Genomic DNA, 21,989 nt, shown 5'->3' with positions numbered 1-21,989 from the left:
GGCGGGGGCGCCAACAAATCCTCGCCCCCTCGCCGCGCCTGTTGAGTCAAAGTCACGGAAAACAGCCATGAGCGGATGGGACAGGGATCGAAGCGGCGATTATACCCCCGCACCGCCGCCGCGCGCCTTCTGGATACTCGTCGCGATCCTTGTGATTGCGGTTCTGTATTTCGCCGTCTTCGCTGCGTGAAAACGGCGTTCGCTCACCCTCCATCGAGAAACGAGGCAAGATCGCTGACACAGTCGCCCGCCAGCGCTTCCACCCTGCGCTTGAGTTCTTCGACCGATGTGTCGAGCGCTCGGGCGTTGATCCGCAATGCAACCGTAACCGTCGCATGGGTTTTGAAATGGACGAACCGGACGGTGACGTCGCGGTCTTCAAGATCCACCAGAATATCGTCGCAAGCCCATAATGCCGCTCTCATCGCCAGCCTCCAAACATGGCATGGAAGCGCTTTCAACCGCGCGCGCCTACTCTTTAGAGTTGCTGCCCCGGTGCAAAGACAAGTTTTGTGTTTGCGATCGATCCATCGGCAAATTTTGCCTGTCTCCTCAACACGTTCGCTCGCGCCATCGCGCACGCTCGCGATCAGACTCCCGCGCTGCCGACAACCTGCCGCAGCATTATTTTTTCACTTGCCTGACGACACGCCGCATCTCGCACGCAATGCAGGATCATCCCGCTGGTTGTAAATGCGTCCATGACAGGTGGCCTCAGAGCCAATTGAGTCGAACTTCCCGAAGACGACGGTCGACGCCGCCGAAGGCGTGGCGGCGTGCGTCTTTACTTGACTCATACTGTATATTGGCGGAACAACTAAAAATAGAACAACGGTCGCCTCTGATGCGCCCTCCGGCCAACATCACAGGATCAAACGGTAAGGGAGATGGAACACTTCACGATCGGCGATCGGGTCGAACTCAGCCGATACGATTATCTCTGGCGTCTCTCGCCTGATCGGTGGGCTTGGGAATTCCTGCGCCGAAATCCTGATTTCAGACGCGATGCGGCGACACGGCGCGATGACGATATTTCAGAGCGCAAGGCGCCATGCGTAAACGCCCGAATTCTGCGCGCGCGAGAGCCGCAGCCCCTGGCCGATCGTTGGGGCCTTGTCATGATGCCGGATCCCAACCTCAACGGTCATGACGCGGATGTCGTCTGGAATCTCGCCGCCTTTCCCGACCAGATCATCATCTACTGCGTTACCCGCGCTCCGCATGAGCCGTGCGAAATCTGGGAACGCGTCAACGCGGTCTCCAAATCCACGCACGTCACCGATTATTCCGGTCGCGAGTATCTTCTTTGCCGCTGCGACGGATCGGTGATTCAAAACTGCTGCACCGGCGTCTCGCTGCTCGGCCTTGAACCCGTTGGCGTCCGCTTGATGATCACCGACATGCAGAGTTTTCCGCGACGGTCGAAACTGCTCCAGTCCGCCTTTGACGTCTATAACGGGGTCTATCCGACGCGGCCGGCGCAATGGAGCAAAACCACCCAGATTCTTCGCGACGGTCTTATCGCCCTCGATTGCCTGGCCCTCGGCGGCAATCACAGGGATGTCGCGGCCGCGCTCTACGGCCAAATCCGGGTCCGCGAAGAGTGGAACGGGCCTTCCATGAAACATGCCGTTCGGTATCTGGTGAAGAAAGCCGAGGCGCTGCGCGATGGCGGCTATCGGGAGGACCTGCTGCGCGCAGACCCGTTTCTGCGCTAGCATGTCGCTGATCAGACCTTTGCGGCGCCCGGAGCGACGCCGCGCATCGTTCAGATCGCAACAATCGCAGGAAGCGGATGTGTTTGTGTCCCGCGCAGCCGCTCCCGGAAGGCTTCGGCGAAAGCGAGCGCCGCCGATTGGTCGCGCTCATCCTTGAGAACGCGCCCCGCGCCGCCCTTCATCCGGGCGATCACACACCAGAGGTCCGGCGTTTCACCGGGTCGCGCCGGTCGGATCGTGAGAATCCGCGGCGGATCAGATACATCTCGCATCGGCGCGATCTCAAGCGCGCTGATCTCCTCTGTCTCTGCTGGTTCGTTGTGTTGCATCGTGCCCGCGACGAATCAATGACTGCCGCCGTCATGATGCGACCTGGACATTCGTTCGGGAAGACGCTGCTTGAAAGCCCTCGCGGTCTGGTCTGGAAGGTGCGCGACAAACCGGACGGCGCAGGAGCAGCTTGGCGCGAACATGCGTGGGCCCGCGCGACGTTCGCATGGCCAAACCGGCAAAACGTTCAACACGTCTCCAGATACGAACCGCGCCGCGGCGGAATAAAAATTCAGATGTAAACTTAGAGCGCTCTCTCAAAAAAGTTCAGGCAATTACAATCACATTAAATCAAAAGGGGAAAATAATACTTGATTTGTCACAAAACCTTTGATTGCAATGCAGGTCGAGTACAGTAGGTTGAGTGTCGAAGAAATAAATCGCCTGGGGGGCGAAATAGGGCGGGATTTCTTAGTGAATGTCGCCTGATTGAAAATGCGCGACGCCTGATCAGCCGCGCCATTCAGACTGAGTTACGCGTCCAATCGACAGGTGCGCAGCAATTCCGGCCGGTTATGGGTCGCGGCGTGCGAGTGCTGCCTTCTGAACGGGAAATATTTAAAAAGGGAACCAGAACAAACACAACGATCTAGCTTAATAAATTAGGAAGGGCCGGACCCAAAAATGTCCAGATGTCATGCGGATTTTATACCCTGCACTTGCGGCGATGTTCCGCCTCTGCTGCATGATCGTCACGGCTTCATCTCTGATCGGAGTGTTTTTCCATGCGTTTGATTTCCTCATTTTCCATCTCGTGCATTTTCTCTATTTTCTGCAGCACTCTGTTGTCTGCTTGCGGCGATGAGCGCGTCCCCAAGAGGGAGTGCGAGACACCCGAGATATGGCGCATTGAAATGGGCAGCTCGTCAATTCGCATCCCGCAATCGTATGAACCGAGCTTCCAAGGCGGGAACGCATCTGAATTTCGCGCAAAGACTGAATCGGATCGCCATTTCGATTATGTCTACTGTCAATCGACAACAGATGAACCAATCAATCCACGCCTGATCCAGGTTTCTGGAGACCTCGACGACTTTGGTTGGAAGACTGAAACCGAAAATCGGGTTGATGAATTGGGGCTAACAGATGCCCATGCTGTTGGTGTTAAACTTCAATTGCTGTCCGCGGAGAAAGTTAAGTTCCTTGATCTCGATGATGACGGAACACGACCGGACAGTGCTGCCGGGCGGTTCGCTGATACCTATAATCGGCTTTCCGCGATCGTCGGTGATGTCGATGCGTCTCTCAAAAGCAGCGAGCCCTCCGAAACACAAGCTTTTGACATTGTGAAGGTTGCAAACGCGCAAAATCGAACAACACTGTACTACGTATCGAGAAGCCTTCGAACCACGTCCGGCGCGCCGTTGACCTTCGAGTGCTCGGACATCGGAGTGTGTGAATATACCGCTCGTTTCGACAAAGATATTGTGAGCTCCGTTCAACTTTCAATTCGCTTCGGCGAAAGCATGCAAGATCCTGCGCGTTCGAAGATGTTCGAGCAGTCTCTGATCGAAATTTACGAGTCAATAAACGGCTGGCTAGACCAGATAACATGAACGCAGCTCGTGGTGCGCTCATGAACCAATGGTGGGAGAAGTTCAAATGGCTGATGGTTTTACTGATTTTTCCTTTACGGACGAACAGATCGCTGAGTTTCAGCTGTTGCTGGCGCAAACGCCGCCTCCAGGCTCTGCGCCTTCAGGCGATCAGATGGTTGGGCGGAGGGGGGGCCGATGCCGTGCCCTGATCGGGAAAAATAAAGAGGGAACCAGAACAAACACGACGAGCTAACTTAACAGAATAGGAAGGGCCGGACCCAAAAATGTCCAGATGTCATGCGGATTTTATACACTGCGTTTGCGGCGACGTTCCGCCTCTGCCGCATGATCGTCACGGCTTCATCTCTAATCGGAGTGTTTTCCAATGTCTGTGAAATTCTCGTTCCCGCTTTTTACCCTCACGATGCTCTCGGTTCTCTTCAATGTTCCATCCGCGCATGCGCAAATGGATGGGAGCCCCATATCTGGATCGCTTGGGCAGACGGTGTCACAGAATGAGCTACTATCGGCGAAAAGTTCCAATCAAGATGCCCTGGATGCTGCGGACGCGACGAAGCCGAAAAAGTACGATTTCTATATCCAAGGTCGGCCTGCCGATACGTATGAACTTGCATACACCACCGGTGACGCCGCATGCGGTAAGCTTCTCGCATCGCTCAACCAACAGCGTACGCCGATATATCAGCGCGCGACGATGGTCGAAGCTTTTGAAACCCGTGATTTGTTGTTGGGCAATGCTTTTTCAGTCAATTGGTCCGTCCTGAACGGTGAGCCACGGCCGATTTGGTACACTGAAGTTGCAGATGTCGACAATGACGGCACAAGGGATGCGCTGATTTTGCTCGTCGACAGACTGTATGGTTGGACAGCATCAAGCGCTTTCATACTGGACCAGCCATTGGTGCTTGGAGCCGATCCCGACGAAGTTAAATCAAAGTTGCGGATGCCTGAAACCACGATCGGGCGTGAACTTTCGATCACGTCAGCAAGTATTAGCACTGATGACCCGGCGCCGATCGCATCAAACGCGGATCTGGGCGGCTTTTTTGACGTGGTCGTAATTGATGAGCGGGCTTATGCGCTCATCGGCGGGCGGTTAGGCGGAAAGCGCCCGCTCGAACACATCGTTGACCTCAGGCTTCTTCAAATCGACTCGCCGGAGCGGCAGACGGAAATCTGTCGCTTTCATCCAAAGTATTATCCTGCCTACTGACCTTTTTTCTTATTCATATCGGGGGAGAGCCAAATGCCGCTGTCAAATGTCAACACGACTTGGGACGAGCAGAAACTGCTTCAGAAAGTGACTCAGCTTCTTGGCGCAAATGTCAATTACCCCACCCCGACAAGCTATGAAGAAGTGACGTGACCGGGTGAAAGTGGTCCGGATTTGATGTTAGTTTTCCAGCGGATTTCCTGAAGGAGGAAGTTCGCGATGAAGAAGAAGCGATATTCAACCGAGCAGATCGTGGCGGCCCTGAAGCAGGTCGAGATGGGGATGCCTGTAGCGGACCTGATCCGCCAACTCGGCATCTCCGAGATGACGTATTATCGTTGGAAGAAGAAGTATGGCGGGCTGGAGTCGGACCAGGTCCGGGAGCTGAAACAGGTCCTGGAAGAGAACACCCGTTTGAAGAAGCTTGTCGCAGAGCTCAGCCTCGACAAGGCCGTTCTTCAGGACGTTCTGTCAAAAAAGTTCCCCGGCCATCGCTCATGAAGCAGGTTGTAGACTATGTGCGGGCGTCACACGGCTACTCCGAGCGAAGGGCCTGCAAGCTGACACGCCAGCATCGGTCCACCCAGCGTAAGCCGTCCAGGCGGGATCCCCTGACGGCTTTACGCCAGCGCATGCATGAGATCGTGGCGACACGGATCAGGTTCGGATACAGGCGGGTGCATGTCATGCTGAAGCGTGAGGGCTGGCAGGTGGGCAAGAACGTCGTCTATCGTCTCTATCGCGAAGAAGGCCTGTGTTTACGGTCAAAACGGCCCCGCCGGCGCAAGATGGCGGTTCATCGGGAAGCCCGCTGCCAACCCTCCCGGCCGAACCAGGCCTGGAGCATGGATTTTGTCCACGACCAACTGTCGAATGGGAGCAAGATCCGCCTGCTGACCGTCGTGGACATATTCACGCGGGAGGCGCTCGCTATTGAAGTCGGCTCGCGCCTTCGCGGTGAAGATGTGGTCCGGGCGTTGAACCGGCTGGTTTATCTGCGCGGACGCCCCGACGCGATGTTCTGCGACAATGGCGCGGAATTTACCGGTCAGATCGTCGATCTCTGGGCCTATCACCACAAGGTTCGGATGGACTTCTCCCGCCCCGGCACGCCGACGGACAATGCGCACATTGAATCGTTCAATGGGACGCTGCGCGACGAGTTCCTGAACGTGAACTGGTTTGCCTCGCCGGGCGAAGCGCAGCGGCTCGCAGAGGCGTGGCGGGTCGATTACAATGAGAGCCGGCCTCACATGGCTCACAATGGAAAAACGCCGGCAGAATTTGCCGAAATCTCAGGCCTGTGCCATGGTGGACAGGTCCAACTTGCTGCTGGATTTTAACGTCAGGGCCGGACCACCAATCCCAAGCGTCTCATCGCCGCTGGATTTTAACACCAAGGCCGGACCACCGATCCCAAGCGTCTTAATCGAAGCCGGGACTAACTCAAATAACGGACCACTTTTTCGGGAGCAGACCACCAGTCGGTGCAATGAATTTCCGATTATCGGCGTTTAGGAGCGGCGCTGACACATTTCAGTCCAGAACCGCTGCTAGATAGCCCTTATTCATTGAGGCGTGCAGCGCTGGACACAGGAAGCGTGAGCCGCGAAAGTACGCTCTGCATAGACAGCACGGGTAAACAGGAGATGGGCTGATGACGCGTTGGGGAGCTGCAATTGCAGCGTTCAGTATTTTAGCGGCCGCTTGCGGAGCAAGCAGCGAAGGCGCCGAAGCGGCGCCCCAATCGGCTGAGCCCGCAGCACAGGCTGCGCCCTCCGGGAAAGAAACATCCGCTTCGGCGAAGAATGCGAAGACCGCAAGCGCCACGTCAAAACCAGCGCCCGCATCACGAAACGGGTCGCCCCTCACTGCGCCGTTCAACGGCTTCTGGAGCGGCGGCGTGCAGATCGGCCCCGAAATTGTCACCGCTTCTCTCCTCGTCGCCGAGGACGTTCTAAAGCTGACGACCGAACAAAAGAGCAGCCGCCGGTCTTGCGAATATTACGGCCGTGTCGACGGGAATTCGAGCACGCTGATGCTCAACACAGGCACATCCGCACCCCGCTGCGTCCCGAAGGCGAGCATCGACCTAACCCGCAACGGGCTCAATAACGTAACCGTAACCGTGGACGAAGAGAGCGAGCTTCTAAAGACTATCACGCTCGAACTCATGGCCGGGCCGCTGCCGCCGGAAAGTTACGCGACCTTCGGCGACGACGTCGCCGTCGGGGACATTGTTGTCGGCATGACCGAGGATGAAATCGATGCGATCCTGGTCAGCGAGCGCGGGCTTGAGAAGAAAGACAAGATCTTCATGCTGCCCAAAGGGCTCGAGACCACCTGGTTCTATGAATCCATGACCGACACGCGCAGCGATCAATATATCATCGACTATTATCCCGATATCAATGATGGGAAAATGCGCGCGATGATCGTGCGCCGCTCCGTCGGCGCCATGAAAGGCGCGAATGTCGGCATCGACGTGCCAACTTACATTTCGGCCTTCAATAGCAAGTTCGGCGAGGTGCAGCAGCAGCGCTCCACCAACGGCAATCGCTGGGAGACCATGCGCAGCTATCAGCCCGACGGGACGCTGATCCAGAAATACAACGCTGACTACAAGCGCGAATGCCCTGATTTGCCCTACCAGTCATTGGACATCACCCGGTTCAAAGTCGATGGAAGGTCAATGTACATCGAACCGAAATGCGGCGTCTCGGTTATCAACACGACGGTGTATGATCGCGAGAGCGGCATGGTCGAACGATACGACCTCACCATGTTCGCTCCGCGCCGCCTCATGAATTGGTTCTGGAGTGAAGTCGGAGCACAAAACCATTCGGAAATCGCGGACTGGATCGCTACGCGCGAATCCCAGCCGAAGAGTGGAGATGTCGACCTCTAGCGGTCTGTAAATCAATTCGTTTGATTTGCGTTCGAGCCGCAATACCCCAATACGCTCTTTGGTCACGGGACGCTGTCGCCGATCTGCTAGATGAGCTTGGCATTATCGAAAGCCCTCGTCGAATTTGTTCGGCGAGGGTTTCCGTTCTCATACTCTGTGTCCCGGTCGATCCGGCATGAAAAAAACGCGTCAACCACGCCGGTAAGCATCTGTATCTTCTCCGGAGGGGGCGGTTGCAGGCGGCCGGCGCTTTTGCCGGGGCGCGTCCGCGCCGCAAGGGGGCGGGATCTCTTTCGTCCGGATCGTCTTTAGGCCTCATACCTTCAGCCCCCCTTGCGCCGCGGCCTTATGCGCCCCGGCGACGCGCCTTTTCGCCGCCTGCCTCCGCCCCCTTCCGGGGAAAGGAGCGCGGGCGGGGAGAAGGAGCTGAGACATGAGTGACCAACCAATGAGCCCCGCGCCTTTTGCGGAGAGCCCGCAGCAGGCGCGGCCCGATGGGCCGCGCATCTATGTGGCGTGTCTTGCCGCCTACAATAACGGCTTTCTGCATGGCCGCTGGATAGACGCCACGACGCCCGACGAAATTATGGAAGAGGTGCAGGCCATGCTTGCCGCTTCACCTATTCCGCAGGCGGAGGAGTGGAGCATACACGATTATGAAGGGTTCGAAGACGCGAGCCTTTCCGAATATTCCTCATTCGAAACCGTCTGCGACCTTGCCGAATTCATCGGCGAACATGGCGAAGTCGCCGCGAAGCTCTGCACCCATTTCGGCGATGACCTCGAAGAGGCGAAAGCCGCCTTCGAGGACTATGCGGGCGAGTTCAAATCCACCGCCGACTTCGCCGAGGACATCACCCGCGAATGCGGGACCGACATCCCGAAATCCCTCGAATACTACATCGATTGGGAAGCGCTCGCCCGCGACATGGAAATGTCCGGCGAAATCCTCGTCATCCGAACGGGCTTCGATGAAGTCCATGTGTTCTGGACGCGGTGACCGCCATGGCCCGCTATCAGGCGAAACCGCGCGAAGACGGACATGGGCCCTATCGCTGGGCGCATGTCGTCAGAACCCCCAAGGGCTTCGCCCTTGGGACCATCTACCGCCAGCTTGGCGATGACCTCACCGCCAAGGAGGCGGAAAACCTCGCCGACCTCTGCGCCCGCGAAGGCTTCGACTTGCGGAGGGCGTCATGAGCTTCACAGAACGCTTCGCTGCCTTCGTCTGCGAAGGCGACAGCATTTCATGCGAGACGCAGGGCTTCGAGATCGTCGCGCGCATCGTGCGCGACGATTGCGGCGACGCACCCGACCAGCGCCAGGACGGATTCTGGCCATCGGAATATATCGGCGACCCGGGTTTCATCGGACCCGGAAACAACTGGCGTATGCGGCTCGCCGACGCGCAGGCGAGGGCCGAGGCGATCATGGAAGCATGGCGCAATGACGAATGGTTCTATTGCGGCGTCGTTCTCTCCGTCTCGCTCGACGGCGTCATGCTGGATGAGGCCGCCGCGAGCCTGTGGGGCGTCGAGGCGAACTATCCCGGGACGGACAACGCCTACCTGACCGAAATCGCCTGCGAGCTTCTTCCCGAAGCCATCGACGCCGGAAACGACATCGCCGAACGCCTCAGCCGCCCCCCTCAATCCCGACAGGCGCGCGGCTGACGCCGCCCGCCATTTTTCCCACCACCACCCTTAAAGGAGACCAGACTCATGACCACTAATAACGCCACGCCAAACACCGTCAGCCGGGACATTCCGTTTTCGAGCCTGCATATTTCGAAGACCAATATGCGCTACGCACGCAAGGCCCCGGACGTCAGCGACATCTATCCGTCGATCCGCGCCAAGGGCGTTCGCCAGCCCTTGCTGGTCCGCCCCGAAGGCGAAGGGTTCGGTATTGTCGCCGGACGGCGGCGCTACTACGCCCTCAAACAGGTCGAGGCCGAAACCGGGCAAGCCCCGATGGTCCGTTGCGAACTGATGACCGATGATGATGACGCCAGCGCCATCGCCGCGTCAATCATCGAGAATGTCGGACGCCGCGACGCCCATGAAATGGAGGAATATGTCGCCTTCAAACGCCTCCATGACGCAGGCGACAGCGTCGAGACCATCGCCGAATTCTTCGGCATTGTTCCGGCGGATGTGCGCCGTGTCCTCGCGCTCGCGAGCCTTTCGCCCGCGATCCGCAAGCTCTACGCCGACGAGGAAATCGTGGCGGAAACCGCCCGCGCGCTCACCCTCGCCAGCAAGAGCCAGCAGACCGAATGGCTGCGGCTTTTCAAGGACGACAACGAACGCGCGCCTGTGGGCCGGGCCTGCCGCGCATGGATCGCGGGCGGCGCGGCGATCACCACCGACAAGGCCCTCTTTGACCTCGAAACCTATGACGGGGCCGTCACAACAGACCTCTTCGGCGACCATGATGTGTTTGCCGATGCAGGCGCGTTCTGGAAGGCGCAATCGGACGCCGTCGCCGCCCGCATCGACGCCTATCGCGAACGCGGCTGGAAGGACGTTGTGACCCTCGAACGGGGCGCGCAATTCGCGAGTTGGGACTTTGTGAAGACGCCGAAAAGCCAAGGCGGCAAGGTGTTTGTCGAAATCCGCCATGACGGCACGGTCAACTTCCATGAAGGGCTGTTGCGGCAAGCCGAAGCCCGGCGGCATGCGGCGAACGCCAATGGAGAGAAACCGGCGAAACCCGATCCGGTTAAGCCCGAAATGTCCGGCCCGCTCGCGGAATACATCCTCCTGCATCGCCATGGCGCGGCGCAGGCGAGCCTCGCGGGCGAGCCCGCCATCGCGCTCCGGCTCATGGTCGCCCACACACTTGCAGGCTCCGCCTTGTGGGACGTTCGCGCCCACGAATGCCGCACCCGCAAAGCGGAAACCGAGGCCAGTCTCGCAGCCTCGAAAGCCGCCGCAGACATGAAAGCGAAGCGCGAGCGCATCGCGTCGATGTTCGAGGCGCTTGGCGATAATGGTGAAGCGCGGCGCAACAGCGACGCCTACCGGCTGTGCGAGATCTTCGTCGCGCTGCTCGCCATGGCGGACGAGGAAGTCATGGAAGTGCTCGCATGGTCGATGGCGGAAACCCTCGAACCCGGCGGCGCGCTGGTCGAGGCGGTTCTGCATGTCTGCGAGACCGACCTTTCCGCCTACTGGAAGCCCGAACCCGTCTTCTTCGACCTCTGCCGCGACAAGCGGGCGCTCAACGCCATGGTGGCCGACATCGCTACGAAATCCGCCGCGAAAGCCTGCCGCAACGATCCGGCGAAGGTGCAGAAAGCCATCATCGAAAACCGGATTGCAGGCAAAGCCTGCGATGCAAATCCGGACTGGCGTCCGGGCTGGATGCAGACGCCGCCGCAACGCCTCGTGCGCGGCGCGGAGTCTGCGCCCGCCGATGCATGGAAGCGCGTCGCCGCTTTGTTCGAACCGCGCGAAGCGGAGGTTTCCTCCGAACCGCAGTCCGTGCCACACTCCGACGCCGCCTGACGAATTCTCCCCTGTCAGGCTTGATAGAGCCGCCCGGCAATGCCTGCCGGGCGGTTTTTTGATTTGCGTCATACGGCGTCAAGACGGTGATGCGATCACCTGCCGAGCCCGCTGCTCCACTCCCTACAAAGGACATTCCGAATTGCCTTCCGGCGCGATCTCGCCGATTTTACCGGCGGACTTCGGGAAAGGACCGGCGTGACCGAGACACTGTCAGGCATCTGGAAATTCGGCGCCGTCGAAATTGCTGATCCCTCAGCTGAGATTTGCGTGTCCGGCCAGCCTGCGCCCATGGATCGCAACAGCCGCACCGTCCTCCTGGCGCTTGCGCGCAAGGCGGGCGAGGCCGTCAGCAAGGACGATCTCCTCGCCGCTGGCTGGCCGGGACGTCTTGTCCATGAAAACTCCCTCGCCAAGGCGATCAGCCGCCTGCGTCAGACGCTCGGCGAGGATGCCGCCAGTCTCGAAGCCGTCTACGGCTCAGGATACCGGCTGAACGCGCCCGTTGCGTTCGAACAGACCGATGTATCCGTCGTTGGAGCCGACGCGCCGACGCCGTGGCGATTGGGGAAGTCGTTGCGCGCGCCAATCGCGGCGGCGAGCATTGGAGCTCTCCTTGTTCTTCTTGTCGGCGGCGGCCTCTTGCTGCAGGCGTCCGGAAATGCAAAGCGCGCCGCCGACATGAAGGCCCGGCAGGTCGACGCGCTGCTCGCCTTCTTTTCCGTCGACATCCTCGGTCCGGCCGATCCCTACGCGTCCGCCGGGACGGGCGAGTCGCTGAGGGAGGTCGTTGAACGCACCGCCGCCACAATGGAGACCCGATTTCGCGATGACCCGGCCACGCGCATCGTGCTGCATCGCGCCCTCGCCAACGCCTTCTCCGGCTGGGGCGAATACGAAAAGGCCGTCACGCATCTCGATGCGGCCTATGCGCTGATCCACGATCTCAATTCGGGCCGTGAAACCGCCGACACCGTGCCCGTGGACGGCGCGCTCTGCCAGAACCTCCGCCTCGCTGGCGACACACGCCGCGCTGAAAGCGTCTGCGACCGCGCCGAGCAGACGGCGCTGCGCACCAGCGCGCCGCAACTCACAACCGTGCGCATCACCCGCGCCAAGCTCCTGTTCGAAATCGGGCGATACGAGGAAGCGGCGACCGCGCTCGCCGGCGTCCTGGAGAAGACGGACCTGTCGGGCGCCGAGCGCGCCGACGCCGAATGGTTTTACGCCCTCAGTCTGCGCAAGCTCGCACGCTACGATCTCGCGGATCCGGCGTTCCGGCGGCATCTCACCTTGCGCCAGACCTTGCATGGCGCTGGGCATCCGCTCACCGCCTGGGCTCATGCCGATTATGGCGACTTCCTCGTCTCCATCGGCGCCTATGACAAAGCCGCTCCCCATCTCGATGAAGCCGACCGGATTTTTGCGATGACGCTCGGCGCCGATCATCCGGAATCCCTGTCGCCCGCCTATAGCCGCGCCATCGCGCATCTCTGGCGCGGCGAAGCCGACGAGGCGCGCGCGATCCTCTCGCCGATGCTCGCGCGCTATCGGGAAACCCTCGGCGCCGATCATTATTGGACGCTCTATACGATGACCGAACTCGCCCTCGCCGAGGCTATGCGTGGCGACAAGGGCGCGGCGGATGCGCTCATGCGCGAAGCGCGTCAGACCGGCGCGCGCGTGCTCTATGGCCGGGACGCCAAGGCGGCGCATTTCCACCTGCGCTGGGCGCGGGCCCTCGCCGTGTCGGGACGGACCGAAGAGGCCGCCGATGAGCGCCGCCGTGCCGAAGACGCCATGGACCGGGCCCGTTTCGCGCCCGACCACCCCTGGCGCGCGCGCCTCCACTGCATCTCGGCGCATATGGCCGGCGAGGACGCCGCCGAAATCCGCAAGGAGGCGACCGCCTGCCGGTCCGGCCTCGAAGCCGCGCAGGTCATGCCGGACACTTATCCGGCGCTCATGGAAGCGCGCGAGCTCCTTAAACGCGGATAGGCGCCGCAGGCCCTGCAGGCCATAACCCGTTGCAAATGAACGGGTTTCAGAATCTTCAGAATGTCTTTCCCGGGAATTCAGGAAGATTTCAGGGGCCGGGGAAAGACCGCCCGACCGGTTTCCCGCATCCCAAGGCCTGAACAGGCTGGATGTGAAGGGACGCACCGACCATGACGCGCGGCAGGCGCATCACAAGCAGGCGCAGCTGGCGCTCATCGGCGGCAAAGTGCGGACCGCAAACGGCCCGGATCGGCGGCGCGTTCGCGCTCACGCTCATCGTCCAGGCCGCCGGAACCGCCATCGCGCAGGAAGCGGTCTGGGAGCCCCGGCGCCTCGACGCGCAGGGCCCGACCGAGGCCGAGGCCTGCCGGCAGGCGCGCATCGCCGCTTCGGATGAGGCGCGCGCTCATCTCGGCCTCAACATCAAGGACTGCGCCTGTCGTCTGACGACCGGCGCCCCCGAAGACGAAGGTTTTACCTGCCGCCTCGATTTCGAAGTGCTCGTCCGCAAATGACGCCGCACGCCCTATTCAAAGGAGCGCCGAACCCATGATGAGTCTCCCTGGAAAAATAGCCGCCATCGCGATCGCCGCCTGCTGCGCAGCGCCGATGACGATGTCACCCGCCAGCGCGCAGCGACTGTCCGACGGCGACTACGAAATTTGCTCGGTCTACAACCAGGATGATGAGTTTGTCGGCTATGACAGCGTCTGCCTCGAACGGCGCCGCGCGAAGCTGCGCTATTACGGCGAGAGCGCCTATACGAACGTCTATTACTGCCCTTATTGGGCCAATGGCGGCAATGGCTACAACGCCACCTGGTATTCCGATGGTCGCCCGCCGCAGCTCACCGGATACTACACCTATGACGCCACCCGTGATGGCCGGCCCTGCATCCCGAACCCGGCCTATCGTGGCACGGGCTATTATTGAGCGTCCCATGGGAAACACTGCGCACTCGCCGGATAGAGCCACGGGTCCGCGTTCGCCGCGCCGTCCCAAACTTGGGCCGCGGGATCACTTCCGCTCTGGGAGCATACTTTCGGGTTGCCTGTTTGCGCCTTGGCGCCGAGCGTTGTCAGTTTGATAGAGGAGTGCGGGGCATGCGTATCAAAACCCCTTTTGTTATATTCGCGATCCTGTGGATGGGCGCCGCTGCGCCGGCGTCCGCCGATGTGCTGGCGCCTCACTGGATCGAAGCCCGAGAAAATTGGAATGCAGTTGCTGACAAGGCGATCGCGGGAGATAAGCAGGCCGAAGCGCTGCTCGTGTCGGCGGTGACCACTTGTGCACCAGACACGGACTGTTTCCGCAATCGCGGGCAAATGCCGGAGACGGAGCGGCTACGGCTCCAGAGCGCGTGGAAGGCCTGCGAGGAGAAGCCCGGCCTCTTCTATCCGCTTAGCCCCGAGCAGGCGCTTGACCGCTGCCGCCGCAAGCTGACGAATTTGAGTGCGGTGCAGATCGACGCGGCCGCTGCCGCCGTCAACATCGGATGGATCCTCGCGAACGGCAAGCTCGGTGAGGCCGACATTCAGGGCAGCTATGATCATTACGCGTTCGCCGCCGAATTCGACCATCCGATTGGGCATCATGGCGCCGCAACGCTCATCATGGGCGGCAAGCTCGGGGAACCCGATATACAAGAGGCCGCAACTCATTATCTCAAGGCCGGCCGCTTGGGTATGGTTGACGGCTGGTTTGCGCTCGGTGAACTGCGGGAGACGTATGGGGCCGAGCGTCCCTTTGCCGATATCTTTTTCGCCATGAGCGCCACGGAAGGCACCGGAAAAAAAATTCGCTACAGCGATCCGGATTTCTTCTATCAGCGTGCGCGCGCCGAAGACCCGACCGCTGCCCAGCAAACGAAGATCGATGAAAAACTGGCGATGCTCAAAGACGCGCCGGCAAAGCCACGCTCAACCCCCGCGTCGTCCTCTGCGACACAACCAATGTCAGCGCCGGTTGCGCCCAAGCCCGCGCCGGAAGCGAAAGTCAGATATATCTATGACGACGGCACGCCCGCGCCCGGCCCTGATGCGCCTTACAAATCTGCGCCCCAGCCTGCGCCTGCGCCCGTCGCCGCACAGCCCGTCCTGCGCCCGGACCGGATCGCGCTGGCCAGGGAATGTATTCCCTGGGCGGATGACGTTCAAAGCATGAAGAACCGGGTTTCGCAAATGAACAGGGAAATCAGGAAAAGAGATAAAGACCTCGTAGAATCGGAAAACTATCTTTATGGCGCGGGCGTCGGTTCCGGAGTGGAATGGAATTACCGCAACCTCGAGGCCAAGCGCGCCGATCTTGAACGATACGCTGAAGAAACCAGTCGCTACGTAGACGAGACCAATCGCGTGACAAGCAATTACAGCGCCAGATGCGGCAGTAGCGTCACGCTCACAAAATCCGAACACGAAGCTGTCTGCAACGGCAAGTCCTCCAACATGTTCTGCAAGGCGTTCAAATTCCAATGAGCGAGAGGAGAAAACCTCGCAGCGTTCGCACCGCCGTGATCCTGATCCTCATCCTGCCGGTCCTGGGCATCGGCCTCAGACTGATGAACGAGGATAAGGCCCCCTCAAAAAAGGCGCCGGTGCGCGAGATCGACCTTTCGGTCGATGTGACCGAGCTCAGCTTTGAGGAAACCGTCGCCTATATCAACGAGCGATGCGCCGGCTTCACCTATTGGCAAACGGGTTCTGCAGCCAGCGTCAAGGTCACCACGCTTCCGGTGTCGCTCGATCGCAATGGCAAACTCACGCTGTCGACCCGCTACCGCGCTGGCGGCGTGGAGTCTTCGAGCTGGTTCCTGCTTGGGGATGTCGCCATGAGCGCACACGAATTCACCGATACGGTGACAAGCAAGCAATACACGTCAATCCGTTTCGAGTGCCAGGACGACTGCATCGCCTATGAGACCTCTGTCGCGAGCCGCGCCGAACCGGTCCAGACGACCGGGCGCGCCACCCTGGTTTGCGCCTATGGCGATCAGGTCGCATCGGCTTTGGGCCATGCAAGGCGCTTGCTTGGCGATTCCTCTTCTGCTCTCGAGTGATCCTGACATGCACGAAACGGACGATTTTCAATTTGCTCCCCGCCGGGTCACGAAAGCCCTGCTGGGCGGGAAACAGAGCGCAAAGCCGCAGAATTCTCTGACGGGTCCGAACAAGGTCCTGCCGGGCGCGAAGGTTGGATACATGATGCCCCGGAAATCGAAATCGATAGGGCTCGCTCTCGCAACGCTTATCCTGGCTGGATGCGTGCATGGCGGCGCGACGGCGCCGTTTTGCAGGGGCAATGCGCTTGCATGGGTGAGGGAAGCCGAAGAGAGCATCGATTTTCAGGAGCGGTACAATGCCTTCGACAGGCAAATGACCTCTCTCATCGCAGAGCTTGAAAACCGCAAGCGCGTGGGACCTGACGAAGTCGAGGCCTATGACGCCGCCCTGTATCGGCAGGCCCAGGAAACGATTGAGCTTCTGAGCGGGCTATTGCCGCTCATCGGGACAGAGAATGGCGATCCCGACTTGTCCGAACTCGCCGACCGGATTTATGTCCGCGAACTCGACATCCCGGAAGCCAGCGATGCCGAAACCATGATGCGCGTCGCCTTTGCCGCCGAGAGTCTCGACGCCTTTCCCGATGCAGGCAAACGCGTCATCAGCTTCCTGACCGATCTCGACTTTGCGAGGAACCTGCTCGCTGCTGCAGCAAGCGGGCATGCCACGCCCGCTGAGCAGGACGCCCTTCGCGAATTGCCGCGCATGCTTCTGGAGACCTATCAACAGGATTTCCGGCCGACGCTCGAAATAACGATCTACGGCGCCCACCTTACCGATCTGTCGACGCGCCTCGCCGCGCAATTGCGCCTGATCTGCACCGAGCGCGAGACAACGCTGGTAATCGTGGCGCAGAGCGCCGCCGACCAGGAGAAAATCCGATATGACTGATCTTACCTTTGCTCAAAGGGCGTTCTCGTTTGCGGTGATGGGAGAGCAGATCGCGGCGGCTTTGCGCGATGCGCGGCGCCGCCACGACGATCTATCGCATGAATTGAAGCGATCCTGACATGCTTGATACGGATTATCTGCAACTAGCGGCTCGCCTGGTCACGGGAACGTTGCTGGGCGAGGTGAGACGGGCCGACGGTCCCGGCGGCGCCATCCAGGGAACCGTCGATCCCGAAAGGATTGCGGGAACCAGTCTTCTCGCTGGTCAGAAGGTCTTTGGCCCAGCCTATGCCCGCGACCTGGTCGAAGACGCCGTTCGGTGGGCCGGCGCGGATGTCCGGTCCTGTCTTGACCGGCTTGTTAGTGAGCCGATTTTCACGCGCGTCAAAGCAGGTTGCACGGCCGAGCGAAAGGACGCGCTCATTCTTGCAGCGCTGATCGCGCTTGAACTCAACATTGACGACATCGGCGCCGAACTGTTGAAGCTCCGCGCTTTCGGTCACCGGCTTTACGATACGCCTGTCGAAAGCGACCGGCGGTTGATCCTGTACGGGGAAGCGGGTTCGTCGCTTTACCCTCGCGCCATCGCGCTCGCCAATGAGATCGACCGCGACCTGCGTGCAGCTTCCGCCCCTGCATCCCCAAAGGCGAGTGTTTCTGCCGCAGCGGCGCCGAAGCCGGCGAGCAATGTCGGACTGGGACTCGCTATCCTGATCGGTAGCGCGCTGGTCGCGATGGGCGCCATCGCCTTCGGGGCGCGCAACATTGAAGACCCGCCCGCATGGCTCGCCCTCGGCGGCGCGGCTCTGTCGATTGCTTTTTACTTCGGGGTCTATCGCGGGTTCCGGCTCCTCACCGGTACGGGGCGATGGGCCTCGGTCGCGCTTACCGTCTTCGGATTCCCGGCCCTGTTCGGCGGCCTTCTGTTCCTGATCGCCGAATTTCTCCCGATCCATGAAAGCCGCGAAAGAGTTCTCGCAGATCGCTCAACAGGCGGCGCCGGCGGCATTGCCCGAACGCCCGGCGCATACGCAGCAGAAAACGATACGGTCGGTGGCGGCGAGGAAGGCCCGCAGGATATCGACAATGGCGCGTTTTTCTCGGGCCTCAACGCGGACAATACGAGCGCGGCCGATCTCGATGAACTTGTGGAGTACTGGTGATGCGGGCCATCCTTGTCCTGATTTTCGTCCTTTTTGCGGGCGCCGCAGCGGCGCAGTCGCCGAAATCCCTTCAGACCGATTATGCAACAAGCTGGTCGCCGCCCGATCGGCGTGATGGCGCCGAAGCCGTCGCCTGGTTCATGGACGGCCTGAAATTCGAAGGAAATTTCAGGATCTGGTATCTGCTCGGCGAGCCCGTGGTGAACTGCACGGCGCGCTGGACGAATTCGACGGGCGGCAATGTCAGTCTCCCTGCTGATGACGGCGTCCGCATCGAATCCGCTGAAGACGGCGAGGTCGAAGTCTACAATCTCATGCTCGCCGCGAGTTGGCCCGATCCGCGCGACACGGGATATGGCGTTGGCTCATCGAAGACCATCGCGGTTCCGTGCGACGCTGGCGTCGTCGCCCAGAACGGCCGCAGCGGTTTCAACGTCGCCGGCAGCCCCGGTTGGGACAAATTTCTCTGCGCTCTGCCGGATGCGCGCATTGCCCTGAAACACGCCGATGGCGATGTCTGCAAGGCGATGGGGGGAAAATGGCTTAATGCCGCAAGCGCCAGAGAGGTCGCGCGAAAAGGCCTGCTCATCTCCAACAGTGGTGGGCGCGCGCTCGGGCCAAACGAGCGGGCTCACGACGAAATTTCCGTCGGCGTTCTGAAAGGCGAAGTCAGCGGCATGGCGGTCATGAAGCGCGTCGAAAAGCGCCTATGGCGGGAGAAGTCCGCCGCTTTCAAGCTAGAGCGTGCAAAGGCTTATTTCGCCAGTTTTCCGGCGCGGGGTGGTGAAGGAACTGCCGGCTGGTCTGCCCGCAGGAACGACGCCATGCGCCGCTTGCCGCACCTGCCCGTAAAGGATCCGACAACGGAGCAGCTCCTGGCCTATGAGACGGCGTGGCGGGCGATCGTCGCCGAAAATGCAGGCGACGCCGCAGTCGAGAAAGACTGGCGCCAGAGGGAAAAGGCCCTTGTGAGCGAACAGCTCAAACGCCTGAAGAAACGTGACGCGGTAGCGGCAGGCGAAGATAAGGCCTTTTCGCGCTACTTTACCGAACTGCAACGACGCAAGGTAAACGAGCCTGTCCAGCCCGATCCCATGGCGGCATATAGAACAGCAACCCTTGTTCCTTTTTATCCGGATGACCGGCGGTGCGGACTTAAACGTCCGGACGGTTCAATAGCCGTTCCCGCGCAATCATTTGACTACAACCGGTATTATTGCCTGAAGCAATTGGCCGAGGGATACGGAATATATGTGGGATCCGCCGACGCCTCCCAAAAGAGCGAAGCATGCGGCAGCACTTCATGCTCGCTGTTCTATGACAATGATGGGAATCTCCTATACAGGGGCCCCTATGGCGAGAGCTTTGGGAGTAAGCGCTTCGTAGACGCGGGCTTGTTTCGTGTCGGCCCCGGTTTTGTATACTCCTTGCTCAAGAAAAAAGTCTTGATTGAGCATCCGTCCTTGCTTTTCCCCGGTCTGCGCGGATCGATCGAATACGATATTCGTGAGCCCGTCATCCGTAATGGAACACTGGCGGTGCCGGCCGTGGCGATGAGCCGCTTCAGCGACGTTGGGTGTGAATACCCAGATGACCCCAACCGCTATTATAAGGAAGCCTATGCGTATCTTTATGTTGATGAAGAACGCGTTGAAGGCGGGGTCTGCACAGATCCGGATGATGACCCTCTCAATATGTGGGGTGAATAGCACATGTCCCCTCACTACGTTATGCTTTCGCTCCTTGCTGCATTCGCCCTCTCGGCCTGCGCTCACGACGCAGTGCGCAGCGACGCACCACCTTTCGCATCCGCCGCCGATCAACGCGCGCTGCGCCTGTGTTCCGGCGACGCCCGGGACTTTGTACGCGACGCGAAAAAGACCGTCGATTTCGAGGCCCGGCATCAGGATTTCGACGTGCATATACGCCGCTTTGTCGGCGGCTTCGAGGTCCGCAAACGCCTGCGCGCCGATCAGATCGCCGCCCATGACGCTCGCCTCCTTGCTGAGGCGGAAGAGGCGATCGTTCTCCTCGGGCGACTGCTGCCGTTCGAGATGGATGAAGCCGGCAAACCCGACATGGCGGACTTCACCGACCGCATCTATTTCGACCAGATAGACATCCCGAACGCAAACGACGCGGATACTGTGATGCGCATCGCTTTTGCCTACGAGGCGCTGGACGCCTTTCCCGACGCCGGACGGCGGATCATTCGCTTCATGGCCGACCTCGATCTTGCGCGGAATCTTCTGGAGATCCAGACAAGCGGAAATGCGACGCCAACCGAGCGCGAAGCTGTTCGCGAAATGCCTCGCATCGTGCTTGAGACCTACGAGGAAGACCTCCGTCCCGTGTTCGAGACGGCGATCTCGGGCCCCTACCACACCGATTTGTCGAGCCGCCTCGCCGGCAGGATCAGCCGCCTTTGCGCCGAGCGCGCTCTGGCGCTGGAGATCGAGGCCAAAAGCGCGAAAGACCCACAGGAGTCGCGACATGAATGAAATCCCGTTACGGCGATGCGCCGCGCTGCTTGCCGCGGCCGCCCTGGTCTTTCCCGCCGCCGCGCTTGCGCAACCGGTCTTTGACGGCTTTGAAAATGCGGAAATCGACGCCTGTCGCGACGATGGCCAGTGGGTCGTGGATGCGGCGGTCCGGACCTATTTCAGGGACAGCTATTACGATCTCGATGTGCGGTTTCGCGCCTTTATTGGAACTGCCGCGAAACGCGCTGAAACCGCTGCTGCGATGAAGGACGAAAGCCAGCGCCTCGAAAGCTACGCTTTCCTCCATGAACAGGTCACGGACCTCATTCCCCGCATGGGCCGGCTTCTGCCGCGCATGGAGCGTCCGCTCGACATTAATCCCATGATCCACCAGATGCTTGAAAGCGCGGTCTGGGATCCACGAGGCGATCACCACACCGAATATCTGCGCGTCGCGCTGGCGCGCGAAATGCTCGACGTTCCGGCGCAGACCGCGCGCGATCCGGGGCCCCGCATTGCCGCCTTCCTGACCTATTTCAGCGTGGTCGAGGACTTGCTCCTGACGATGAAGAGCGGCGAGGGCGACGAAAAAGACCTCAAGGCGCTGGACGCCAATCTCGGCGCACTGACCCTCGGCTGGCGCGACGGCTTTCGGCCCATCGCAGAGCGCGCCATTTTCAGGGACAGACCGGACGTATTCGCCGCGCGTCTCGCCGACGGCGTGAAAGAGATTTGCCGCGCACGCCTTACCTGTTCGAGCGACAGCCTCGACGCGCCCATGGATTGCGGCGACTAATGGCCCGGCTCGTTACAGTCATCCCGCTCGCCGCGGACGAGCCGTTGCAGCCCTTGCGCATCCCCGAAGGCTGGACGGTCGCTTATAACACCTTTTGCAAAGTCGACATCGATCACCCGGATGCTTGGACGCTGCTGAAAGAATCGCTGCTGCAGCTTAAACACCAGCGCCGCAACCGGCTTCTCGATCTCGGCTGGTATCCGGAGGGCGAACCCGACGGCCGCTTCGTGACGCAGCTTTACGAAGGCGACTTTACAGGGACGCTTCTTCGGAAACACGAAACCAAAGACCGCGCGGAAATCGTCGACGTCATCGAGCGCGTACTCGAAGAAGTGACGCGCGGCGCGCTTTAGCGAAAG

General features: G+C 60.3%; 24 protein-coding genes. 22 read left to right on the top strand and 2 right to left on the bottom strand.

Annotation, left to right across the window (positions count from 1 at the left end):
- The first annotated feature begins 67 nt into the window (after positions 1-67).
- Positions 68-190 (top strand): hypothetical protein, encoded by a 123-nt coding sequence (locus tag CW354_RS23915; protein WP_279303120.1) that lies wholly within the window; start codon positions 68-70, stop codon positions 188-190.
- A gap of 13 nt (positions 191-203) precedes the next feature.
- On the opposite strand, the gene CW354_RS08365 is transcribed toward CW354_RS23915, so the two are convergent.
- Entirely contained in the window at positions 204-425 is a 222-nt protein-coding gene (locus tag CW354_RS08365) for a hypothetical protein (protein WP_104829549.1), read from the bottom strand.
- A 462-nt stretch (positions 426-887) separates the two neighbouring features.
- Between CW354_RS08365 and CW354_RS08360 the strand changes: the two genes are divergently transcribed.
- Positions 888-1,718 carry a DNA -binding domain-containing protein gene (locus CW354_RS08360; RefSeq protein ID WP_104829548.1) on the top strand — a complete coding sequence of 277 codons (831 nt, stop codon included), beginning with the start codon at positions 888-890 and terminating at the stop codon, positions 1,716-1,718.
- Between the two features lie 50 nt (positions 1,719-1,768).
- On the opposite strand, the gene CW354_RS23035 is transcribed toward CW354_RS08360, so the two are convergent.
- Positions 1,769-2,047: a hypothetical protein gene (locus CW354_RS23035; protein WP_133162239.1), complete on the bottom strand. Its 279-nt coding sequence runs from the start codon at positions 2,045-2,047 to the stop codon at positions 1,769-1,771.
- A 726-nt stretch (positions 2,048-2,773) separates the two neighbouring features.
- Here CW354_RS23035 and CW354_RS23030 point away from each other — a divergent pair.
- From CW354_RS23030 to CW354_RS08260, 20 genes are all read left to right on the top strand, one after another.
- Positions 2,774-3,604 (top strand): hypothetical protein, encoded by an 831-nt coding sequence (locus CW354_RS23030; protein WP_133162238.1) that lies wholly within the window; start codon positions 2,774-2,776, stop codon positions 3,602-3,604.
- Between the two features lie 367 nt (positions 3,605-3,971).
- Positions 3,972-4,820, top strand: coding sequence for a hypothetical protein (locus CW354_RS08345; RefSeq protein WP_133162237.1), 849 nt, complete (start codon positions 3,972-3,974; stop codon positions 4,818-4,820).
- A gap of 219 nt (positions 4,821-5,039) precedes the next feature.
- Positions 5,040-6,163, top strand: a protein-coding gene (locus CW354_RS08340) for an IS3 family transposase (protein WP_423793522.1) whose coding sequence is annotated in 2 segments (ribosomal slippage) — positions 5,040-5,292 and positions 5,292-6,163 — 1,125 coding nt in all. Because the reading frame shifts where the segments join, the coding sequence is not laid out codon by codon here.
- 314 nt (positions 6,164-6,477) lie between these two features.
- On the top strand, positions 6,478-7,728 hold the full coding sequence (locus CW354_RS08335) for a hypothetical protein (protein ID WP_133162236.1): 1,251 nt from the start codon (positions 6,478-6,480) through the stop codon (positions 7,726-7,728).
- Positions 7,729-8,161: 433 nt separating this feature from the next.
- The gene (locus CW354_RS08330) at positions 8,162-8,728 is read left to right on the top strand and encodes an antirestriction protein ArdA (RefSeq protein WP_243396330.1); all 567 of its coding nucleotides are present in this window, start codon (positions 8,162-8,164) and stop codon (positions 8,726-8,728) included.
- Positions 8,729-8,733: 5 nt separating this feature from the next.
- Entirely contained in the window at positions 8,734-8,928 is a 195-nt protein-coding gene (locus CW354_RS08325; RefSeq protein ID WP_104829541.1) for a hypothetical protein, read from the top strand.
- The gene (locus CW354_RS08320) at positions 8,925-9,401 is read left to right on the top strand and encodes a hypothetical protein (RefSeq protein ID WP_104829540.1); all 477 of its coding nucleotides are present in this window, start codon (positions 8,925-8,927) and stop codon (positions 9,399-9,401) included. Before CW354_RS08325 ends, CW354_RS08320 begins: the two co-directional genes overlap by 4 nt.
- Before the next feature lie 48 nt (positions 9,402-9,449).
- On the top strand, positions 9,450-11,240 hold the full coding sequence (locus tag CW354_RS08315) for a ParB/RepB/Spo0J family partition protein (RefSeq protein ID WP_104829539.1): 1,791 nt from the start codon (positions 9,450-9,452) through the stop codon (positions 11,238-11,240).
- Between the two features lie 198 nt (positions 11,241-11,438).
- A complete protein-coding gene (locus CW354_RS08310; protein WP_104829538.1) occupies positions 11,439-13,238 on the top strand; it encodes a tetratricopeptide repeat protein in 1,800 nt (599 codons plus the stop codon).
- A gap of 170 nt (positions 13,239-13,408) precedes the next feature.
- A complete protein-coding gene (locus CW354_RS08305) occupies positions 13,409-13,753 on the top strand; it encodes a hypothetical protein (protein WP_104829537.1) in 345 nt (114 codons plus the stop codon).
- Between the two features lie 34 nt (positions 13,754-13,787).
- A complete protein-coding gene (locus CW354_RS08300) occupies positions 13,788-14,171 on the top strand; it encodes a hypothetical protein (RefSeq protein ID WP_104829536.1) in 384 nt (127 codons plus the stop codon).
- Positions 14,172-14,293: 122 nt separating this feature from the next.
- Positions 14,294-15,712: an SEL1-like repeat protein gene (locus tag CW354_RS08295; protein WP_133162235.1), complete on the top strand. Its 1,419-nt coding sequence runs from the start codon at positions 14,294-14,296 to the stop codon at positions 15,710-15,712.
- Entirely contained in the window at positions 15,709-16,293 is a 585-nt protein-coding gene (locus tag CW354_RS08290; protein WP_133162234.1) for a hypothetical protein, read from the top strand. The genes CW354_RS08295 and CW354_RS08290 overlap by 4 nt, the downstream gene beginning before the upstream one ends.
- Entirely contained in the window at positions 16,265-17,188 is a 924-nt protein-coding gene (locus CW354_RS08285; RefSeq protein ID WP_133162233.1) for a hypothetical protein, read from the top strand. Before CW354_RS08290 ends, CW354_RS08285 begins: the two co-directional genes overlap by 29 nt.
- Positions 17,181-17,306 (top strand): hypothetical protein, encoded by a 126-nt coding sequence (locus tag CW354_RS23910; RefSeq protein WP_279303119.1) that lies wholly within the window; start codon positions 17,181-17,183, stop codon positions 17,304-17,306. Before CW354_RS08285 ends, CW354_RS23910 begins: the two co-directional genes overlap by 8 nt.
- A gap of 1 nt (position 17,307) precedes the next feature.
- Positions 17,308-18,351, top strand: a complete 1,044-nt coding sequence (locus CW354_RS08280; RefSeq protein ID WP_104829532.1) for a hypothetical protein — start codon at positions 17,308-17,310, stop codon at positions 18,349-18,351.
- 140 nt (positions 18,352-18,491) lie between these two features.
- Positions 18,492-20,060, top strand: a complete 1,569-nt coding sequence (locus tag CW354_RS08275; protein WP_133162232.1) for a hypothetical protein — start codon at positions 18,492-18,494, stop codon at positions 20,058-20,060.
- Between the two features lie 3 nt (positions 20,061-20,063).
- On the top strand, positions 20,064-20,852 hold the full coding sequence (locus CW354_RS08270; RefSeq protein WP_133162231.1) for a hypothetical protein: 789 nt from the start codon (positions 20,064-20,066) through the stop codon (positions 20,850-20,852).
- Positions 20,845-21,630 carry a hypothetical protein gene (locus tag CW354_RS08265; RefSeq protein ID WP_104829529.1) on the top strand — a complete coding sequence of 262 codons (786 nt, stop codon included), beginning with the start codon at positions 20,845-20,847 and terminating at the stop codon, positions 21,628-21,630. Before CW354_RS08270 ends, CW354_RS08265 begins: the two co-directional genes overlap by 8 nt.
- On the top strand, positions 21,630-21,983 hold the full coding sequence (locus CW354_RS08260) for a hypothetical protein (RefSeq protein ID WP_104829528.1): 354 nt from the start codon (positions 21,630-21,632) through the stop codon (positions 21,981-21,983). The genes CW354_RS08265 and CW354_RS08260 overlap by 1 nt, the downstream gene beginning before the upstream one ends.
- Positions 21,984-21,989: the final 6 nt, after the last annotated feature.

The organism is Hyphococcus luteus, assembly GCF_002943565.1.
GTDB lineage: Bacteria > Pseudomonadota > Alphaproteobacteria > Caulobacterales > Parvularculaceae > Hyphococcus > Hyphococcus luteus.
The sequence above is the reverse complement of the archived record's forward strand: the minus strand, read 5'-3'. Positions and strand labels throughout refer to the sequence as shown.

What these genes read in the sequence shown, in the direction of transcription:
- CW354_RS08265 (WP_104829529.1), top strand. Translation starts at nt 20,845, where the DNA reads ATGAATGAAATCCCGTTACGGCGATGCGCCGCGCTGCTTGCCGCGGCC.
- CW354_RS08365 (WP_104829549.1), bottom strand. Translation starts at nt 425, where the DNA reads ATGAGAGCGGCATTATGGGCTTGCGACGATATTCTGGTGGATCTTGAA.
- CW354_RS08300 (WP_104829536.1), top strand. Translation starts at nt 13,788, where the DNA reads ATGATGAGTCTCCCTGGAAAAATAGCCGCCATCGCGATCGCCGCCTGC.
- CW354_RS23915 (WP_279303120.1), top strand. Translation starts at nt 68, where the DNA reads ATGAGCGGATGGGACAGGGATCGAAGCGGCGATTATACCCCCGCACCG.
- CW354_RS08275 (WP_133162232.1), top strand. Translation starts at nt 18,492, where the DNA reads ATGGACGGCCTGAAATTCGAAGGAAATTTCAGGATCTGGTATCTGCTC.
- CW354_RS08330 (WP_243396330.1), top strand. Translation starts at nt 8,162, where the DNA reads ATGAGTGACCAACCAATGAGCCCCGCGCCTTTTGCGGAGAGCCCGCAG.
- CW354_RS08280 (WP_104829532.1), top strand. Translation starts at nt 17,308, where the DNA reads ATGCTTGATACGGATTATCTGCAACTAGCGGCTCGCCTGGTCACGGGA.
- CW354_RS08320 (WP_104829540.1), top strand. Translation starts at nt 8,925, where the DNA reads ATGAGCTTCACAGAACGCTTCGCTGCCTTCGTCTGCGAAGGCGACAGC.
- CW354_RS23035 (WP_133162239.1), bottom strand. Translation starts at nt 2,047, where the DNA reads ATGCAACACAACGAACCAGCAGAGACAGAGGAGATCAGCGCGCTTGAG.
- CW354_RS23910 (WP_279303119.1), top strand. Translation starts at nt 17,181, where the DNA reads ATGACTGATCTTACCTTTGCTCAAAGGGCGTTCTCGTTTGCGGTGATG.
- CW354_RS23030 (WP_133162238.1), top strand. Translation starts at nt 2,774, where the DNA reads ATGCGTTTGATTTCCTCATTTTCCATCTCGTGCATTTTCTCTATTTTC.
- CW354_RS08360 (WP_104829548.1), top strand. Translation starts at nt 888, where the DNA reads ATGGAACACTTCACGATCGGCGATCGGGTCGAACTCAGCCGATACGAT.
- CW354_RS08270 (WP_133162231.1), top strand. Translation starts at nt 20,064, where the DNA reads ATGTCCCCTCACTACGTTATGCTTTCGCTCCTTGCTGCATTCGCCCTC.
- CW354_RS08325 (WP_104829541.1), top strand. Translation starts at nt 8,734, where the DNA reads ATGGCCCGCTATCAGGCGAAACCGCGCGAAGACGGACATGGGCCCTAT.
- CW354_RS08345 (WP_133162237.1), top strand. Translation starts at nt 3,972, where the DNA reads ATGTCTGTGAAATTCTCGTTCCCGCTTTTTACCCTCACGATGCTCTCG.
- CW354_RS08305 (WP_104829537.1), top strand. Translation starts at nt 13,409, where the DNA reads ATGACGCGCGGCAGGCGCATCACAAGCAGGCGCAGCTGGCGCTCATCG.
- CW354_RS08290 (WP_133162234.1), top strand. Translation starts at nt 15,709, where the DNA reads ATGAGCGAGAGGAGAAAACCTCGCAGCGTTCGCACCGCCGTGATCCTG.
- CW354_RS08335 (WP_133162236.1), top strand. Translation starts at nt 6,478, where the DNA reads ATGACGCGTTGGGGAGCTGCAATTGCAGCGTTCAGTATTTTAGCGGCC.
- CW354_RS08260 (WP_104829528.1), top strand. Translation starts at nt 21,630, where the DNA reads ATGGCCCGGCTCGTTACAGTCATCCCGCTCGCCGCGGACGAGCCGTTG.
- CW354_RS08315 (WP_104829539.1), top strand. Translation starts at nt 9,450, where the DNA reads ATGACCACTAATAACGCCACGCCAAACACCGTCAGCCGGGACATTCCG.